The sequence below is a fragment of the Nocardia tengchongensis genome (genome assembly GCF_054781395.1).
In genome coordinates this window covers 1614607-1629875 of record NZ_BAAGUM010000006.1, presented here as the reverse complement: position 1 = coordinate 1629875, position 15269 = coordinate 1614607, and the positions used below count along the sequence as shown (strand labels likewise).

Annotated in this window: 16 protein-coding genes; all 16 read left to right on the top strand. The window is 66.9% G+C overall.

Going from position 1 to position 15269, the window contains the following annotated elements; translation table 11 throughout:
• Position 1 precedes the first annotated feature (1 nt).
• The 16 genes from folK (at position 2) to ACYVKL_RS18405 (ending at position 15257) form a co-directional block, all read left to right on the top strand.
• Positions 2-538, top strand: a complete 537-nt coding sequence (folK, locus tag ACYVKL_RS18480; protein ID WP_213560794.1) for a 2-amino-4-hydroxy-6-hydroxymethyldihydropteridine diphosphokinase — start codon at positions 2-4, stop codon at positions 536-538.
• Positions 535-1002, top strand: coding sequence for a DUF3180 domain-containing protein (locus tag ACYVKL_RS18475; RefSeq protein WP_213559026.1), 468 nt, complete (start codon positions 535-537; stop codon positions 1000-1002). Before folK ends, ACYVKL_RS18475 begins: the two co-directional genes overlap by 4 nt.
• A 69-nt stretch (positions 1003-1071) precedes the next feature.
• Entirely contained in the window at positions 1072-2097 is a 1026-nt protein-coding gene (locus ACYVKL_RS18470; RefSeq protein WP_379164904.1) for a DUF6779 domain-containing protein, read from the top strand.
• Positions 2098-2288: 191 nt separating this feature from the next.
• On the top strand, positions 2289-3218 hold the full coding sequence (locus ACYVKL_RS18465) for a Rossmann-like and DUF2520 domain-containing protein (protein ID WP_379164902.1): 930 nt from the start codon (positions 2289-2291) through the stop codon (positions 3216-3218).
• Positions 3219-4145, top strand: a complete 927-nt coding sequence (gene panC / locus ACYVKL_RS18460) for a pantoate--beta-alanine ligase (RefSeq protein WP_379164900.1) — start codon at positions 3219-3221, stop codon at positions 4143-4145.
• Positions 4146-4158: 13 nt separating this feature from the next.
• Complete coding sequence (gene panD / locus ACYVKL_RS18455; protein ID WP_040854277.1) at positions 4159-4578, top strand: aspartate 1-decarboxylase; 420 nt, start codon at positions 4159-4161, stop codon at positions 4576-4578.
• A gap of 10 nt (positions 4579-4588) precedes the next feature.
• Positions 4589-5401: a type III pantothenate kinase gene (locus tag ACYVKL_RS18450; protein ID WP_213559028.1), complete on the top strand. Its 813-nt coding sequence runs from the start codon at positions 4589-4591 to the stop codon at positions 5399-5401.
• Positions 5402-5576: 175 nt separating this feature from the next.
• Positions 5577-6188, top strand: coding sequence for a cysteine dioxygenase (locus ACYVKL_RS18445; protein ID WP_379164897.1), 612 nt, complete (start codon positions 5577-5579; stop codon positions 6186-6188).
• On the top strand, positions 6185-6616 hold the full coding sequence (locus ACYVKL_RS18440) for a rhodanese-like domain-containing protein (protein WP_213559030.1): 432 nt from the start codon (positions 6185-6187) through the stop codon (positions 6614-6616). Before ACYVKL_RS18445 ends, ACYVKL_RS18440 begins: the two co-directional genes overlap by 4 nt.
• Positions 6617-6774: 158 nt before the next feature.
• Positions 6775-8241, top strand: coding sequence for a lysine--tRNA ligase (lysS, locus tag ACYVKL_RS18435; RefSeq protein ID WP_379165782.1), 1467 nt, complete (start codon positions 6775-6777; stop codon positions 8239-8241).
• A 116-nt stretch (positions 8242-8357) separates the two neighbouring features.
• The gene (locus tag ACYVKL_RS18430; protein WP_379164895.1) at positions 8358-8720 is read left to right on the top strand and encodes a histone-like nucleoid-structuring protein Lsr2; all 363 of its coding nucleotides are present in this window, start codon (positions 8358-8360) and stop codon (positions 8718-8720) included.
• A gap of 188 nt (positions 8721-8908) precedes the next feature.
• Complete coding sequence (locus ACYVKL_RS18425; protein WP_379164893.1) at positions 8909-9532, top strand: FHA domain-containing protein; 624 nt, start codon at positions 8909-8911, stop codon at positions 9530-9532.
• Positions 9533-9683: 151 nt separating this feature from the next.
• Entirely contained in the window at positions 9684-10280 is a 597-nt protein-coding gene (locus ACYVKL_RS18420; protein ID WP_379164891.1) for an anthrone oxygenase family protein, read from the top strand.
• A 190-nt stretch (positions 10281-10470) separates the two neighbouring features.
• Positions 10471-11424 carry an esterase/lipase family protein gene (locus ACYVKL_RS18415; protein WP_357190203.1) on the top strand — a complete coding sequence of 318 codons (954 nt, stop codon included), beginning with the start codon at positions 10471-10473 and terminating at the stop codon, positions 11422-11424.
• 50 nt (positions 11425-11474) lie between these two features.
• Entirely contained in the window at positions 11475-12425 is a 951-nt protein-coding gene (locus ACYVKL_RS18410) for an esterase/lipase family protein (RefSeq protein ID WP_379164889.1), read from the top strand.
• Positions 12426-12698: 273 nt separating this feature from the next.
• On the top strand, positions 12699-15257 hold the full coding sequence (locus ACYVKL_RS18405; RefSeq protein WP_379164887.1) for an ATP-dependent Clp protease ATP-binding subunit: 2559 nt from the start codon (positions 12699-12701) through the stop codon (positions 15255-15257).
• Positions 15258-15269 lie beyond the last annotated feature (12 nt).

Sequence of the window (15269 nt, the reverse complement as noted above, 5' to 3'; positions counted from 1 at the left end):
GGTGACCCGCGTAGTCCTGTCGATCGGATCCAATCTCGGCGACCGGCTGGCGCACCTGCGCAGCGTCGTGGAGGCGTTGGGCCCGCGCCTGGTCGCGGTCTCGTCGGTGTATTCGACGCCGCCCTGGGGCGGGGTGCCGCAGCAGGACTATCTGAATGCCGTGCTGGTGGCCGACGATCCGGCGCTGGAGCCCTCGGACTGGTTGCGCCTGGGCCAGGAGTTGGAGCAGGCGGCGGGCCGGATCCGGGAAGTCCGGTGGGGCGCGCGCACTCTCGATGTGGACGTGGTGTCGGCCGAGCAGCGCCGCCGCGAGGGGCCGACCGTGGTGCGCAGCCTGGACCCGGTGCTGACGCTGCCGCATCCGCAGGCGCATCATCGGGCGTTCGTGCTGGTGCCGTGGCTGGAGGTGGAGCCGGACGCCCAGTTGGAGGCGGCCGGTGCGCTGCGCTCGCTGCGAGAGTGGCTGGCCGCCTTGGACGGCGCCGAGGTGCTGGGCGTGCGCCGCACCGAGCTGACGCTGGGCTGGACGCCGCGATGAAGCCGACCCGCGTTCTGGACCTGTGCGCGAATGTCCTGCTGGCGGCGGTGGTGGCGTGGGTGGCCACCAATCTCGCGTATTCCAGCTTCCCGCCGATCTCGGTGTTCTCGGGCGCCTCGCTGCTGCCGGTGGCGCTGTTGGAGGTGGTGCTGGCCTTCGTGATTCGGCAGCGCAAGGACAATCACGGGATCGGTCCCGGTTCCGGGCAGCTGCATCCGATCACGGCGGCTCGCGCGGTGGCGCTGGCCAAGGCGTCGGCCCAGGTGGGTTCGCTGGTGGGCGGTATCTGGCTGGGGTTCCTGGTGTGGCTGGCCATGCATTCGGACCTGCGTGCGGCGTCGGCGGATACGCCGGGGGCGATCGTGGGTCTGGTCAGTGGTGCGGCGCTGGTGGCGGCGGCATTGTGGCTGGAGTATTGCTGTCGCGCGCCCATCGAGCCGCCCGATGAGGCGGCTACTTCATAGCTAACGGATTGTGGCTGATCATCGCCAAGGCCGAGGACGTGCCCGGAAGATCACGCTACGCTGGCGGACATGGTTTCACCCTCCCGTAGCAGTGCTTCCCGTCGCCGCCGGGAGGATGCGGGAAAGTTCTTCACCGGCTTTCTGCTTCTCCTCGGACTGGTTGCCAGCGTTTTCCTGGTCTTCAGTGACAACCTCCACCTGATCCGGGTGGGCCTGGTCGCGGCGCTGTGGGCGGCCGCCATCGGCGCCCTCGCCGCAACCCGTTATCGCAGGGAGGCGGCCGTCGACAAGGCGAAAGTGGGTGACCTTCAGAAGGTCTACCAACTCCAGCTGGAACGCGAGGTTGCTGCCCGCCGCGAGTACGAGCTGGGCGTGGAGACCCGGGTCCGCCACGAGGTCGGCGCGGACGCCGCGGAGATGGCCGCGCTGCGCGCCGAACTGACGGTCCTGCGCGAGAGTCTGCAGCGCCTCTTCGACGGTGACCTGCCCTCCGAACGCCCCGCCCTGCGTGCGGATGCCGTTCGGGTCCAAGAACTTCCGGTCGGCGACGCCGGCCCGGCTCCGGAGACGGCGAACGATAACTGGCCGAACGCGGATCCGTGGGACCCGTGGTCGTCCCCCGACCAGGCCGAAGACGAGGACGACCCGCGCGCCCGCATCGCCCCCAAATTCGACCCCTCGCACCCCGAGCCGCCGGCCTTCGCCACCCCCTTCGACGACCCGGTCACCGCGGAAACCTCGATCATCACCGACGCCATGCGCCAGGACTACGAGGCCGAGCGCGCCGCCGCCGAACCGGCCTCCGACACCCCGGACCCGAAGCCGGAAACCCCGGCCGAGCCCACCCCCGAAGCCGCCCCGTCCGCCAACGGCAACGGCAACGGCAACGAGACAGGCAACGCAACCGGCAACGGCAACGGAACCGCCCCCGCCCCCGCCGCCCCGCGCCTGACTCCAGAGCCCGCCCCGGTCACGGTCGGCCGCGCCACCTCCCGTCGCCGCCGCCGCAATGACGGCAACGCCGACGACGAAGGCACCCAGCGCCTCTCGGTCGCCGAAATCATGGCCAACCTCAAGTCGGAGAGCAGCAACTAGGGCGTTCCTTTGCGGGGGTGTGGGGGCGCGGCCCCCGCAAATCCCGAGGAGGTTCGGGGGCGAAGCCCCTGAGAGCCGCGAGAGTTGCCTATCCCACAGTGGGTAGCTCTGGCGAATCGGCGGCGATATCCTCGCTCTCGTACCGTCCGGTACCCGCATGGCGGGACTGGAACGACTTTCGAGAGGACGAAGTGACCTCGGACAAGGATGTCTGCGGGACCGATCCTGCGCCTGCACGGTTGACGGTGGGAATCGTCTCGGCGGGACGCGTCGGCTCGGCGCTGGGTGTGGCACTGGAGCGTGTCGGCCATGTCGTTTTCGGGGTGTCCGCGATTTCGGATGCCTCGGTGCGGCGTGCCACCACGCGGCTGCCGGATTCCCGGATTCTGCCCGCGGAGGAGGTGGCGGCCCGCAGTGAGCTGCTGATTCTCGCGGTGCCGGACAGCGAGTTGTCCGGCCTGGTCTCGGGTTTGGCGGCGGCGGGCGCGGTGCGTCCGGGCACGATTGTGGTGCACACCTCGGGTGCGAACGGTGTCGGTGTGCTGGCGCCGTTGACCGCGTCGGGTGCGCTGCCGCTGGCGATTCATCCGGCGATGACGTTCACCGGGCACGACGAGGATGTGGCCCGGCTGGCGAATGCCTGCTTCGGGGTGACCGCCGCGGACGACATCGGTTATGCCATCGCGCAGTCGCTGGTGATCGAGATGGGCGGCGAGCCGGTGCGGGTGGCGGAGGAGAACCGCACCCTCTATCACGCGGCTCTGGCGCATGGCAGCAACCATCTGGTGACCCTGATTGTGGACGCCGTGGAGGCGTTGCGCGCGGCGCTGGCCGGTCCGGGTCTGCTGGGTCAGCAGAGCGTCGACGATCAGCCCAACGGTCTGGCCGAGCGCGTGCTCGCCCCGCTGGCCTCGGCGGCTCTGGACAATGCGCTGCGGCGCGGCCCGGCCGCGTTGACCGGCCCGGTGGCGCGCGGTGATGTGGCCGCGGTCGCCGCGCACCTGGATGCCTTCGAAGCCTTGGATCCGCGGCTGGCCGCCGGCTATCGCGCCCAGTCGTTGCGCGCGGCGGAGCGCGCCCGCACCAATCCCGACCTCATCGATCTGTTGGAAGGACGCTGAATGGACCCCAAGCTGATCGGTTCGTACAAGCGCGGCGAGCTGACCGTGCACCACGATCCGGCTGTCATGACCAAGGTCGTGAAGGCGTTGCGTTCGGTGGGCCGCCGGGTGGCGCTGGTGCCGACGATGGGCGCGCTGCACGAGGGTCATCTGGAGCTGGTGCGACTGGCCAGGGTCACCAACACCACGGTCATCGTGTCGATTTTCGTGAATCCGCTGCAGTTCGGCGCGAACGAGGATCTCGACAAGTACCCGCGCACCCTGGACGCGGACGTGGAGCTGTTGCGCGGCGAGGGCGTGGAGCTGGTGTTCGCGCCGAGCGCGCAGGACATGTACCCGTTCGGTCCCCGCACCACGGTGCAGGCCGGTCCCTACGGCGACATTCTCGAGGGCGCGACCCGTCCGGGTCATTTCTCCGGGGTGCTGACCGTGGTGTCGAAGCTGCTGAACATCTGTCAGCCGCACGAGGCGTTCTTCGGTGAGAAGGACTATCAGCAGCTGGCGTTGATCCGGCAGATGGTGGTGGACCTGAACATGGACGTGAAGGTGGTGCCGGCGGCGACGATTCGTGAGGCCGACGGTCTGGCGTTGTCTTCGCGCAACCGCTACCTGAGCGCCGAGGAGCGCGAGCTGGCGACCACGCTGTCGGCGGCGCTGCTGGCCGGCCGGCACTCGTCGGGTCGCGGCCCGGAGGCGGTGTTGGAGACCGCGCGGGCGGTGCTGGATACCGCGCCCGGCATCGAGGTCGACTATCTGGCCCTGCGCGGGTCCGATTTCTCCGATGAGTGGCCGACCGGCAATGCCCGGCTGCTGGTCGCGGCCCGGATCGGCAACACCCGCCTGATCGACAATATGCACGTTCCCATCGGCAAGGCCCTCGACGGCCTGCCCTCTGTTCCCGATCAGCCTGCCCAGGCGACCCTCTAGGAAGGCGACGACGATGTTGCGCACCATGATGACGTCGAAGATCCACCGTGCCACGGTGACTCACGCCGATCTGCACTACGTGGGTTCGGTGACGGTGGACCAGGACCTGCTCGATGCCGCCGACCTGCTCGAGGGCGAGAAGGTCAGCATTGTCGACATCACCAACGGGGCCCGCCTCGAGACCTATGTGATCGCCGGTGAGCGCGGTTCCGGTGTGATCGGAATCAACGGCGCCGCAGCGCATCTCGTGCACCCGGGCGATCTGGTGATTCTGATCGCCTACGGCATGATGGACGCGAAGGAGCTCGAAAACTACGCTCCGCATGTGGTTTTCGTGGACGAGCGCAATCGCCCCATCGAGTTGGGCACGGATCCGGCGCATGCGCCCGAGGGCTCGGATCTGATCTCCCCGCGCTCGTTGTCGCTGGCCTGAGCGGCCGGCCATGCTGCTGACCATCGACGTCCGCAACACCAGTATCGAGCTGGGCTTGTTCTCCGGCAGCGGGGAGCACGCGAAGCTGGCGCGGCACTGGCGGATGCACACCAACCCGCTGCTGACGGCCGACGAGTTCGCGTTGCAGGTGCGCGGTCTGATCGGTGCGGACGCCGATCAGGTGGTGGGCGTCTCGGCGCTGTCCACGGTGCCGCCGGTGTTGCGTGAACTGCGTGAGATGCTGTCCCGCTATTGGGGGCATGTGCCACACGTGCTCGTGGAACCCGGCGTGCGCACCGGTATTCCGTTGTTGGTCGACAATCCGAAAGAGGTCGGCGCGGATCGGATCGTGAATTGTCTTGCGGCATATCACCGTTTCCAATCCCCGGCCATCGTGGTGGATTTCGGGACGGCCATCTGTGTGGATCTGGTCTCGGGTAAGGGCGAATTCCTGGGCGGCAGTATCGCGCCCGGTGTGGAGATTTCCACCGAGGCGCTGATCTCCCGGAGCGCGCTGCGTCGCGCCGAGTTGACCCGGCCGCGGTCGGTGGTGGGCAAGAACAGCATGGAGTGCCTGCAGTCGGGGGCGATCTTCGGTTTCGCGGGCCTGGTGGACGGCCTGATCGACCGGATTCGCGATATCGACGCGTTCTCCGGTGACGATGTGGCCGTGGTGGCGACGGGCGCGACCGCGCCGTTGATCGTGCCGGAGTCGGAGACCATCGAGCATCACGAGCCGAATCTGACGCTGGACGGGCTGCGGCTGGTGTACGAGCGCAATCAGCAGCGTCGCGCCCGCACCGGTACAGACCGGCCGGAATAAAAGTGACGCAGTCGTCGCCGGGAGGCGCTGGTGATTCCCGGCGACGCGCTGTTAGACTCGCCCTCGTGTCGTTCCGTGTGAGCACCCAGGAGTGTTGTCGAGGCTGATTCGCCTCGACGGTCGTCGAGGCTTCGTATAGCCCCCGACCACTTTCACATTCCTTGGAGACACGCTCATGCGTTCCTCTGTTCTTTCCTTACCTGTCGACTCTCGTGCCGCCGCGTCGAGCCTCCTGCCGGAGGTCACCGAGCGCGCCACCGCCTCCGCTCTCCCGACCCGGCTGCGTCCGGCCGACCTGCTGCGCCTGACCGATGAGGGCGCCCAGGACGTGCTGGAGGGCCGCTACGATCACCTGCTGCCGGATGACGGCCTGTGGCCCACCGAGAACCGCTGGGCCGCAAGGCTTGTCGCGGACGACGAGGTGGATGTCTGGCTGATCAGCTGGGTGGAGGGCAAGTACACCGAACTGCACGATCACGCCGGCTCGCTGGGCGCGCTGACCGTGCTGTCGGGCGCGCTCGCGGAATACCGCTGGAATGGCCGCGACCTGCGCCGCCGCATTCTCACCGCCGGTGATCAGGCGTCTTTCCCGCTCGGCTGGGTGCACGACGTGGTGCGGGCCCCTGAATCCGAAGCCGGGATCACCGGCCCGCTGAATCCGACCTTGAGCGTGCACGCCTATTCCCCGCCGCTGACGGCCATGTCCTATTACGAGGTCACCGGCCACGGCACCCTGCGGCGCACCCGTTCCGTCCTCACCGACCAGCCCGAAGGCGAACTCGAATGACCAACTTGACGATCGACGGCATGCTCGCCCAGGCGCGGCAGCAGTTGCGTCGCCTGCTCCCGATCGAATTGCCGCAGGCCATCGCGCGCGGCGCGATTCTGGTGGATATTCGCCCGCAGGCGCAGCGCCTGCGCGAGGGCACGCTGCCGGGCGCGCTGGTCATCGAGCGCAATGTCCTGGAATGGCGTTTGGATCCGTCCAGTTCCGCGCGCTTGGCGATGGCCGAACACCACGACGTGGAATGGATCGTCGTCTGCTCGGAGGGCTACACCTCGAGCCTGGCCGCGGCCTCGTTGCAGCAGCTGGGCCTGCGTCGCGCCACCGACCTCGAGGGCGGATATCAGGCCTTGAAAGCGGCCGGTCTGCTGACCGTCGCGTCCTCGGCGCCGCACTTCGAACGTGAGGTCGCGACCCTCGCCTGGCTGTAGGCGAAGTTGCGGGAGGCGGCGGAAAAAAGGAATTCCGCCGCACGATAGGCTTTGGTTCCGTGAGCACCCCCACCCCCTCTTCTTCTGCAAGCACCACCGTTCCTGCTGGGCAAAAGCGTGCCGCGGCGGCTGTCGTGGAGCATGACGTCCCCGAGCAGATGCGGATTCGCCAGGAGAAGCGGGCGCGGTTGCTGGAGGAGGGCCGCGAGGCTTATCCGGTGGTCGTGGACCGCACCCACACGCTCGCCGAAATTCGGGCGGCGTACCCGGAGCTGGCCGCGGATACCCAGACCGGTCAGACGGTCGGGATTGCGGGGCGCGTCATTTTCGTCCGTAATACCGGCAAGTTGTGTTTCGCCACCCTGCAGGAGGGCGACGGCACCAAGCTGCAGGCGATGATCAGCCTCAACGGGGTCGGCGCGGACGCGCTGGCGGCCTGGAAGGCCGACGTCGACCTGGGTGACTTCGTGTTCGTGCACGGTGAGGTGATCGCCTCGCGCAGTGGCGAATTGAGCGTCATGGCCGACGCGTGGGAGATGGCGGCGAAGTCGCTGCGTCCGCTGCCGGTGGCGCACAAGGAGATGAGCGAGGAGTCCCGGGTCCGGCAGCGCTATGTCGACCTGATCCTGCGCCCGGAGGCCCGCGAGATGGCCCGCACCCGCGTCGCGGCCGTGCGCGCGCTGCGAAACGCGTTGGAGCGCAGGGGATTCCTCGAGGTCGAGACCCCGATGCTGCAGACCATCCACGGTGGCGCGGCGGCCCGCCCGTTCGCCACCCACTCGAACGCGCTCGACATGGAGCTGTTCCTGCGCATCGCGCCGGAGCTGTTCCTGAAGCGTTGCGTGGTGGGCGGCATCGAGCAGGTCTTCGAGATCAACCGGAACTTCCGCAACGAGGGCGCGGACTCCACCCATTCGCCCGAGTTCGCAATGCTGGAAACCTACGAGGCGTACGGCACCTACGACGATTCCGCAACCATGATGCGTGAATTGATCCAGGAAGTCGCGCAGGAGGTCTACGGCACGCAGGTCGTGACGCTGGCCGACGGCACCGAATACGATCTGTCGGGCGAGTGGGCGACGGTCGAGATGTACCCGTCGCTGTCGGAGCAGATCGGTACCGAGGTCACCCCGGAAACTTCCGTCGAGGAATTGCTGGCGCTCGCGGATCAGGTCGGTCTGGAAATTCCGCAGGGTAAGGGCTACGGTCACGGCAAACTGGTCGAGGAACTGTGGGAGCATGTCTACGGGGACAAGCTCTACGCGCCGACTTTCGTACGCGACTTCCCGGTGGAGACCTCGCCGCTGACTCGCCAGCATCGGAGCAAGCCCGGGGTTACCGAGAAGTGGGACCTGTACGTGCGCGGCTTCGAACTCGCCACCGGCTATTCGGAACTGGTGGATCCGGTGATCCAGCGGGAACGTTTCATGGATCAAGCGCGTTTGGCGGCTGCCGGTGACGACGAGGCCATGCGCCTGGACGAGGACTTCCTCGCGGCGATGGAGCACGGTATGCCCCCCACTACGGGAACCGGTATGGGTATCGACCGTTTGCTGATGGCCCTGACTGGCCACGGAATCCGGGAAACGATACTCTTTCCAATTGTGCGTCCAGCCGCCCGTTAGTTCTCCGGATTGCATTTTCGGGGCCTGTTCTGGGACTATCGGAATTAGCGGTATTCTGGCGTCGGGTAATCGGCCTGACTATGCGGGTCGCACGATTTCGAGAGGACGTTCATCTCATGGCAAAGAAGGTCACCGTTAGCTTGATCGACGATGTCGACGGTGAGTCCATCGCGGAGGAGACCATCGAGTTCGCTATCGATGGAGTGTCCTACGAGATCGACTTGTCGACGGAGAATGCGGCCAAGCTTCGGGAGGGTCTGGAGAGCTGGGTTTCCGCCGCTCGCCGTACGAGTGGCCGCCGTCGCACCAAGGTGGCCGGTGCTCCGGCCGCGGGCCCGAAGAACCGGGTGTCGATCGATCGTGAGCAAAGCGCGGCCATTCGTGAATGGGCTCGCCGGAATGGGCACAAGGTGTCCGCTCGTGGTCGTATCTCCGCTGACATCACCGAGGCCTACAACAAGGCTGCTGCTAAGAACTAGTGTCCGACTAGTCGCCGATTCGACTGCCGTCCGGGTGTTCGTGCGACCCGGGCGGCAGTGGTTTATTCATACGCTTTGCGTATAACCAGAGGATCAACTGCGATCTTGCTACTGCCCGGGGTGGCCAGGCACCATTGAAACGTGCGGACGACGTCACTGGCTGGGTGTAGAGAAGAGGTATCGGCACAGTGACCGCTTTTCACGGTTCCTTCCTCCGGGTCAAGGATCAAGAGGGACGCCAGCACGAGCTGATGCTGACGCCTGACCAGTCCCGGATCACCATCGGCCGCTCCCCGCAGGCCGATCTTTCGCTGTTCTGGGACGTCGAGGTGTCGCGGCTACACGCCACCGTCGAGCACCTGGGCGCGCACTGGACCATCGTGGACGACGGCCTGTCCCGCAACGGCACCTTCATCAATGGTGATCGCCTGGTGGGGCGGCATCGGCTGCAGCCGGGGGATGTCATCCGGATGGGGACCTCGCGGGTCACCTTCCACGATTTCAGCGGCGCCGCAGGCGATGTCACGCAGACGTCGACGGGTGGGCTGCCCACGCTGCGCTCGCTCACCGAAACCCAGCGGTCGGTATTGATCGCGCTCTGCCGCCCGCTCCGCGGCAACGACGGCTTCGCCTCGCCCGCCTCGAATCAGCAGATCGCGGCCGAACTCTTCCTCAGCGTCGACGCCATCAAGACGCACCTGCGCGCGCTGTTCGCCAAGTTCGGCGTCGAGGACCTGCCGCAGAACCAGAAGCGCGTCCGGCTCGCCAACCTGGCCATGCAGTCCGGCGTCATCTCCGAACGCGATCTCTGATTCTGGTACCCCCGCACAACCGGGGGCTGATGGAGCGTCACGCATGCGTGAGAGCTTCTGAGCCATGGGTTTCCGTGCCCGCAGGCGGTTGACTGAAGGAAGTTGATCGCCCGGGACCGAAGCGGGTGGCAGATCCAGTCAGGAGAGCTCCATGTTCGCACTTCGCACGGCCGCGCTGGTGGCGGCGACGCTGACCACCGGCCTCACCGCCGGCATCTTCTTCGCCTACGCGACCTCGGTGATGACGGCGCTGGGGCAGTCCGACGACCGGACCTTCATCGATGTCATGCAGAAGATCAACGTGGTCATCATCAACCCGGCGTTCATGCTCGCCTTCATGGGTTCGGTCGGCTTCACCGTGCTGGCCGCCGCCCTGCACCTGGGCAAGGACGCCCGCACCACGCTGATCTGGGTCGGCGTCGCGCTGCTGCTCAATGTGGTCGCTTTCGGCATCACCTCCGGCCTGAACGTGCCCCTCAACAACCAGCTGGCCAATGCCGGTGACGTCGCCCAGATCCCGGACCTGGCCGCGGTCCGCGCCCAGTTCGAAAGCTCCTGGGTCACTTGGAACATCGTCCGCGCGGTGGTCCACACCCTGGCCTTCCTGGTCCTGACCGGCGCCCTGTTCGTGGCCGGCATGCAGCACGCCAAGGCGGACCGGAACCCGGCCGCGGCCCCGGCTTCGATGTCGGCCCCGATGTACCCGCAGTACGCCCCGCAGCCCGGATTCCCTTCCGTCCGGCACTGATCGGCCCGCAATTCCGGCGGAGGCCGGGACCCGATATGTGGCAGCACAAGCCGCCTGCGGGTCCCGGCCTTCGCCGTTTTCCTGCATAGGAACAGGTTCCAGAACTTACTCGCCGGTAAGCCATCCCTCGTGCTTGTTTTCTGGCTAGGTTGTCGGAACGCGTTCTAATTTGGGAGGGAACATGCAGAGGATGCCCAAGCGTGGAACGCCAGGATCACTGCTGATCATGGCGTTTCTAGCGATCCTAGGGATCACGACGACCGGAACCGCGCACGCGGAATACCCAGTCACATTCAACTTCTTCGCGGGTATCCCGAATGAACTCCTCGATCCGGGTGGCTCGCTGCCCGGGGCCAACGACTGGTCCTGCAAAACCACTGCCGCGCATCCGGATCCGGTGGTGCTGATCCATGGCACGGCCGGCGGCGCGCAGACCAACTGGGGCGCCTACGCGCCGCTGCTCGCCAACGAGGGCTACTGCGTGTTCGCCCTGACCTACGGCGCTCTCGACGTCCCGTGGCCGCTGAACGCGCTGGGCGGCATGAAGCCGATTCCGGAGAGCGCCGCTCAGCTGGCCGCCTTCGTGGACCGGGTGCGGTCGGCGACCGGCGCCGCGCAGGTCGACTTCATCGCCCACTCGCAGGGCAACACCGTCGGCAACTACTACATCAAGCGGCTCGGCGGCGCGGGCAAGGTCAATCGTTTCGCGGCCATCGCGCCCCCGTGGCTGGGTATCTTCGGTGACCAGATGAATGTGGTGCGGGCCTTCGGCGAGCGGCTCGGCGCCACCCCCGACCAGATCGACAACCTGGCCACCATGGGTGTGATCTGCCAGGCTTGCCCCGAGATGCTCGGCAACTCCTCGTTCATGAACGCCTTGAACGCCGACGGCGTGTACGACCCGTCGGTCACCTACACGAACCTGGCCTCCAACTTCGACGAGGCGGTCTGGCCGTCGATCGCCCTGGTCGCGGGCCCGAACGTGACCAACGATCTGATGCAGGACGGTTGCGCGACCGACTTCTCCGATCACATGGCCATCGCCGGCAGTCGCCGCGCGGCCATGATGACGCTCAACGCCCTCGATCCGGCGCACCCCCGTCCGGTGCCGTGTGAGTTCGTTCCGCCCATCACGGGCGCCTGACCGGCGGGTCCGCCATGGGATTTCGCGCATCGGGAGGGATGATGGGACGGATGCGAGGGCGAGGGACATCGAGTTCGCTGCTGGTACTGACGGTGCTGGCGATCCTGGGCATCACCGCGAGCGGCGCCGCCCGCGCGGAGTACCCGGTGTCGTTCAACTTCTTCGCGGGCATACCGTACGAGCTCACCGATCCCGGCGGTTCGCTGCCGGGATCGAACGACTGGAACTGCAAGCCGACGGCGGCGCATCCGGATCCGGTGGTGCTGGTGCACGGCACCGCCGGTGGCGCACAGACCAATTGGGGCGCCTACGTCCCACTGCTGGCCAATGAGGGCTATTGCGTCTACGCCCTCACCTACGGCGCGCTCGACGTGCCGTGGCCTTTGTCGGCGATGGGCGGTTTGCGGACCATCGAGGACAGTTCCGCGCAACTGGCCGCCTTCGTGGCCCGGGTGCGGTCGGCGACCGGCGCGGGCAAGGTGGATCTGATCGCCCATTCGCAGGGCAATATCGTCGGCCAGTACTTCGTCAAGCGGCTCGGCGGTTCCGGTCAGGTGGACAAGTTCGTGGCCATCGCGGCGCCGTGGCTCGGCACCTACGGCGACAATATGGCCACGATCCGCGCCTTCGCCGCGCCGTTGGGCGCCGACACCGCGACCGTGGACGCCGCGGTCGGCGTGGGGCTGTGCCCGGCCTGCTCGGAGATGCTGGGCGGGGATCCCTTCATGACGGCCCTGAACGCCGACGGCGTCTACGACCCGGCCGTCACGTACACCAATCTGGACACCCGCTACGACGAGCTGATCGTGCCGTACACGATCGGCCTGGTGCCCGGCCCGAACGTCACCAACTTCTTCATGCAGGACGGTTGTCCCGTCGACTACTCCGACCACCTCGCGATCGCGGGTAGTCGTCGGGGAGCGATGATCGCGCTCAACGCTCTCGATCCGGCGCATCCGCGACCGGTGCCGTGCGAGTTCGTCCCGCCGCTCACCGGATAGCTGACGCGCGCGGTTCCGGCGACTGACCGGCTTGTTCGCTGTGGGCGTAGCGCGTTCGGAAACGGACTGCGCAACTGCCCCGTTATGACTGAATGAGTCGTACTGTCGCCGGTTCGCAATAGGGTGGACGGACGACGTGCGTGACCCCCGGCAACTAGAGTGGAGTCGGGGGATGCAACCCCAGGGCTTCATGGCAGGCTGGCGACCAGAAGGGCAGCACAGGGTCTGAAGCGCCGGATGCCAGTGATGGCGGAGCAGGAGAGTGAGGGAGCGATGTTCGAGAGGTTCACCGACCGCGCGCGGCGGGTCGTTGTCCTGGCCCAAGAAGAGGCCCGGATGCTCAACCACAACTACATCGGCACCGAGCACATCCTGCTGGGACTGATTCACGAGGGCGAGGGTGTCGCGGCGAAGTCGCTGGAGTCCCTTGGCATCTCGCTGGAGGGTGTGCGCTCGCAGGTCGAGGAGATCATCGGCCAGGGCCAGCAGGCGCCGTCCGGTCACATTCCTTTCACCCCGCGCGCCAAGAAGGTGCTCGAGCTGTCGTTGCGTGAGGCGCTGCAGCTCGGCCACAACTACATCGGCACCGAGCACATTCTGCTCGGCCTGATCCGCGAGGGTGAGGGCGTCGCGGCGCAGGTGCTGGTCAAGTTGGGCGCGGATCTCAACCGGGTGCGTCAGCAGGTCATCCAGCTGCTGTCCGGATACCAGGGCAAGGAGCCGGTCGAGGGCTCGGGCACGCGTGGCGAGCAGGGCACTCCGTCCACCTCGCTGGTGCTCGACCAGTTCGGTCGCAACCTGACCCAGGCCGCCCTCGAGGGCAAGCTCGACCCGGTCATCGGCCGCTCGAAGGAAATCGAGCGCGTGATGCAGGTGCTGAGCCGCCGTACCAAGAACAACCCGGTCCTGATCGGTGAGCCCGGCGTCGGTAAGACCGCCGTCGTGGAGGGTCTCGCCCAGGCCATCGTCAACGGCGAAGTGCCGGAGACGCTGAAGGACAAGCAGCTGTACACCCTCGACCTGGGTTCCCTGGTCGCGGGCAGCCGCTACCGCGGTGATTTCGAGGAGCGCCTGAAGAAGGTGCTCAAGGAGATCAACACCCGCGGCGACATCATCCTGTTCATCGACGAGCTGCACACCCTGGTGGGTGCGGGCGCGGCCGAGGGCGCTATCGACGCGGCCTCGATCCTGAAGCCCAAGCTGGCTCGCGGTGAGCTGCAGACCATCGGCGCCACCACCCTCGACGAGTACCGCAAGTACATCGAGAAGGACGCCGCCCTGGAGCGCCGGTTCCAGCCGGTCCAGGTGGGCGAGCCGACGGTCGAGCACACCATCAACATCCTCAAGGGTCTGCGCGACCGCTACGAGGCGCACCACCGGGTCTCCATCACCGATGGCGCTCTCGTCGCCGCGGCCACGCTGGCCGACCGCTACATCAACGACCGCTTCCTGCCGGACAAGGCGATCGACCTCATCGACGAGGCGGGCGCGCGCATGCGCATCCGCCGGATGACCGCGCCGCCGGACCTGCGCGAATTCGACGACAAGATCGCCGAGGCGCGCCGGGAGAAGGAGTCCGCGATCGACGCGCAGGACTTCGAGAAGGCCGCGCGGCTGCGCGACAAGGAGAAGCAGCTCGTCGCCAAGCGGGCCGAGCGCGAAAAGCAGTGGCGTTCCGGTGATCTGGATGTCGTGGCCGAGGTCGACGACGAGCAGATCGCGGAGGTGCTGGCCAACTGGACCGGTATTCCGGTGTTCAAGCTCACCGAGGAGGAGACCACCCGTCTGCTCCGCATGGAGGACGAGCTGCACAAGCGGATCATCGGCCAGGAGGACGCGGTCAAGGCCGTGTCCAAGGCGATCCGCCGTACGCGCGCCGGTCTGAAGGACCCCAAGCGTCCGTCGGGCTCGTTCATCTTCGCCGGCCCGTCCGGTGTCGGTAAGACCGAGCTGTCGAAGGCGCTGGCGAACTTCCTGTTCGGCGAGGACGACGCGCTCATCCAGATCGACATGGGCGAGTTCCACGACCGCTTCACCGCCTCGCGTCTGTTCGGTGCCCCTCCGGGCTACGTCGGTTACGAGGAGGGCGGCCAGCTCACCGAGAAGGTGCGGCGCAAGCCGTTCTCGGTGGTGCTGTTCGACGAGATCGAGAAGGCGCACCAGGAGATCTACAACACCCTGTTGCAGGTCCTCGAGGACGGCCGTCTGACCGACGGTCAGGGTCGTACGGTCGACTTCAAGAACACCGTGCTGATCTTCACCTCGAACCTGGGTACTTCGGACATCTCGAAGGCCGTGGGCCTGGGCTTCGCCCAGTCCAACGCCGAGGGCTCGAACTACGAGCGGATGAAGCTCAAGGTCAACGACGAGCTGAAGAAGCACTTCCGCCCGGAGTTCCTCAACCGCATCGACGACGTGATCGTGTTCCACCAGCTGACTCAGGACCAGATCATCCAGATGGTCGACCTGATGATCGGCCGCGTCGCCAAGCAGCTGAAGAACAAGGACATGGAGATCGAGCTGGCTCCGCAGGCCAAGAGCCTGCTGGCCAAGCGCGGCTTCGACCCGGTGCTCGGCGCTCGCCCGCTGCGTCGCACCATCCAGCGTGAGATCGAGGACCAGCTGTCGGAGAAGATCCTCTTCGGCGAACTGGGCGCCGGTCAGATCGTGGTGGTGGACGTCGAGGGCTGGGACGGCGAAGGCCAGGGCGACAAGGCCAAGTTCACCTTCACCGCCAAGCCCAAGCTGACCAAGCAGGCGGACGAGTCCGCCGAGGACAAGCCGGTCGCCGCCCTCGCGGGTGAGACCCCGGCCGGCGCCTCGGGCGAGTAAGGCTCAGCGAGA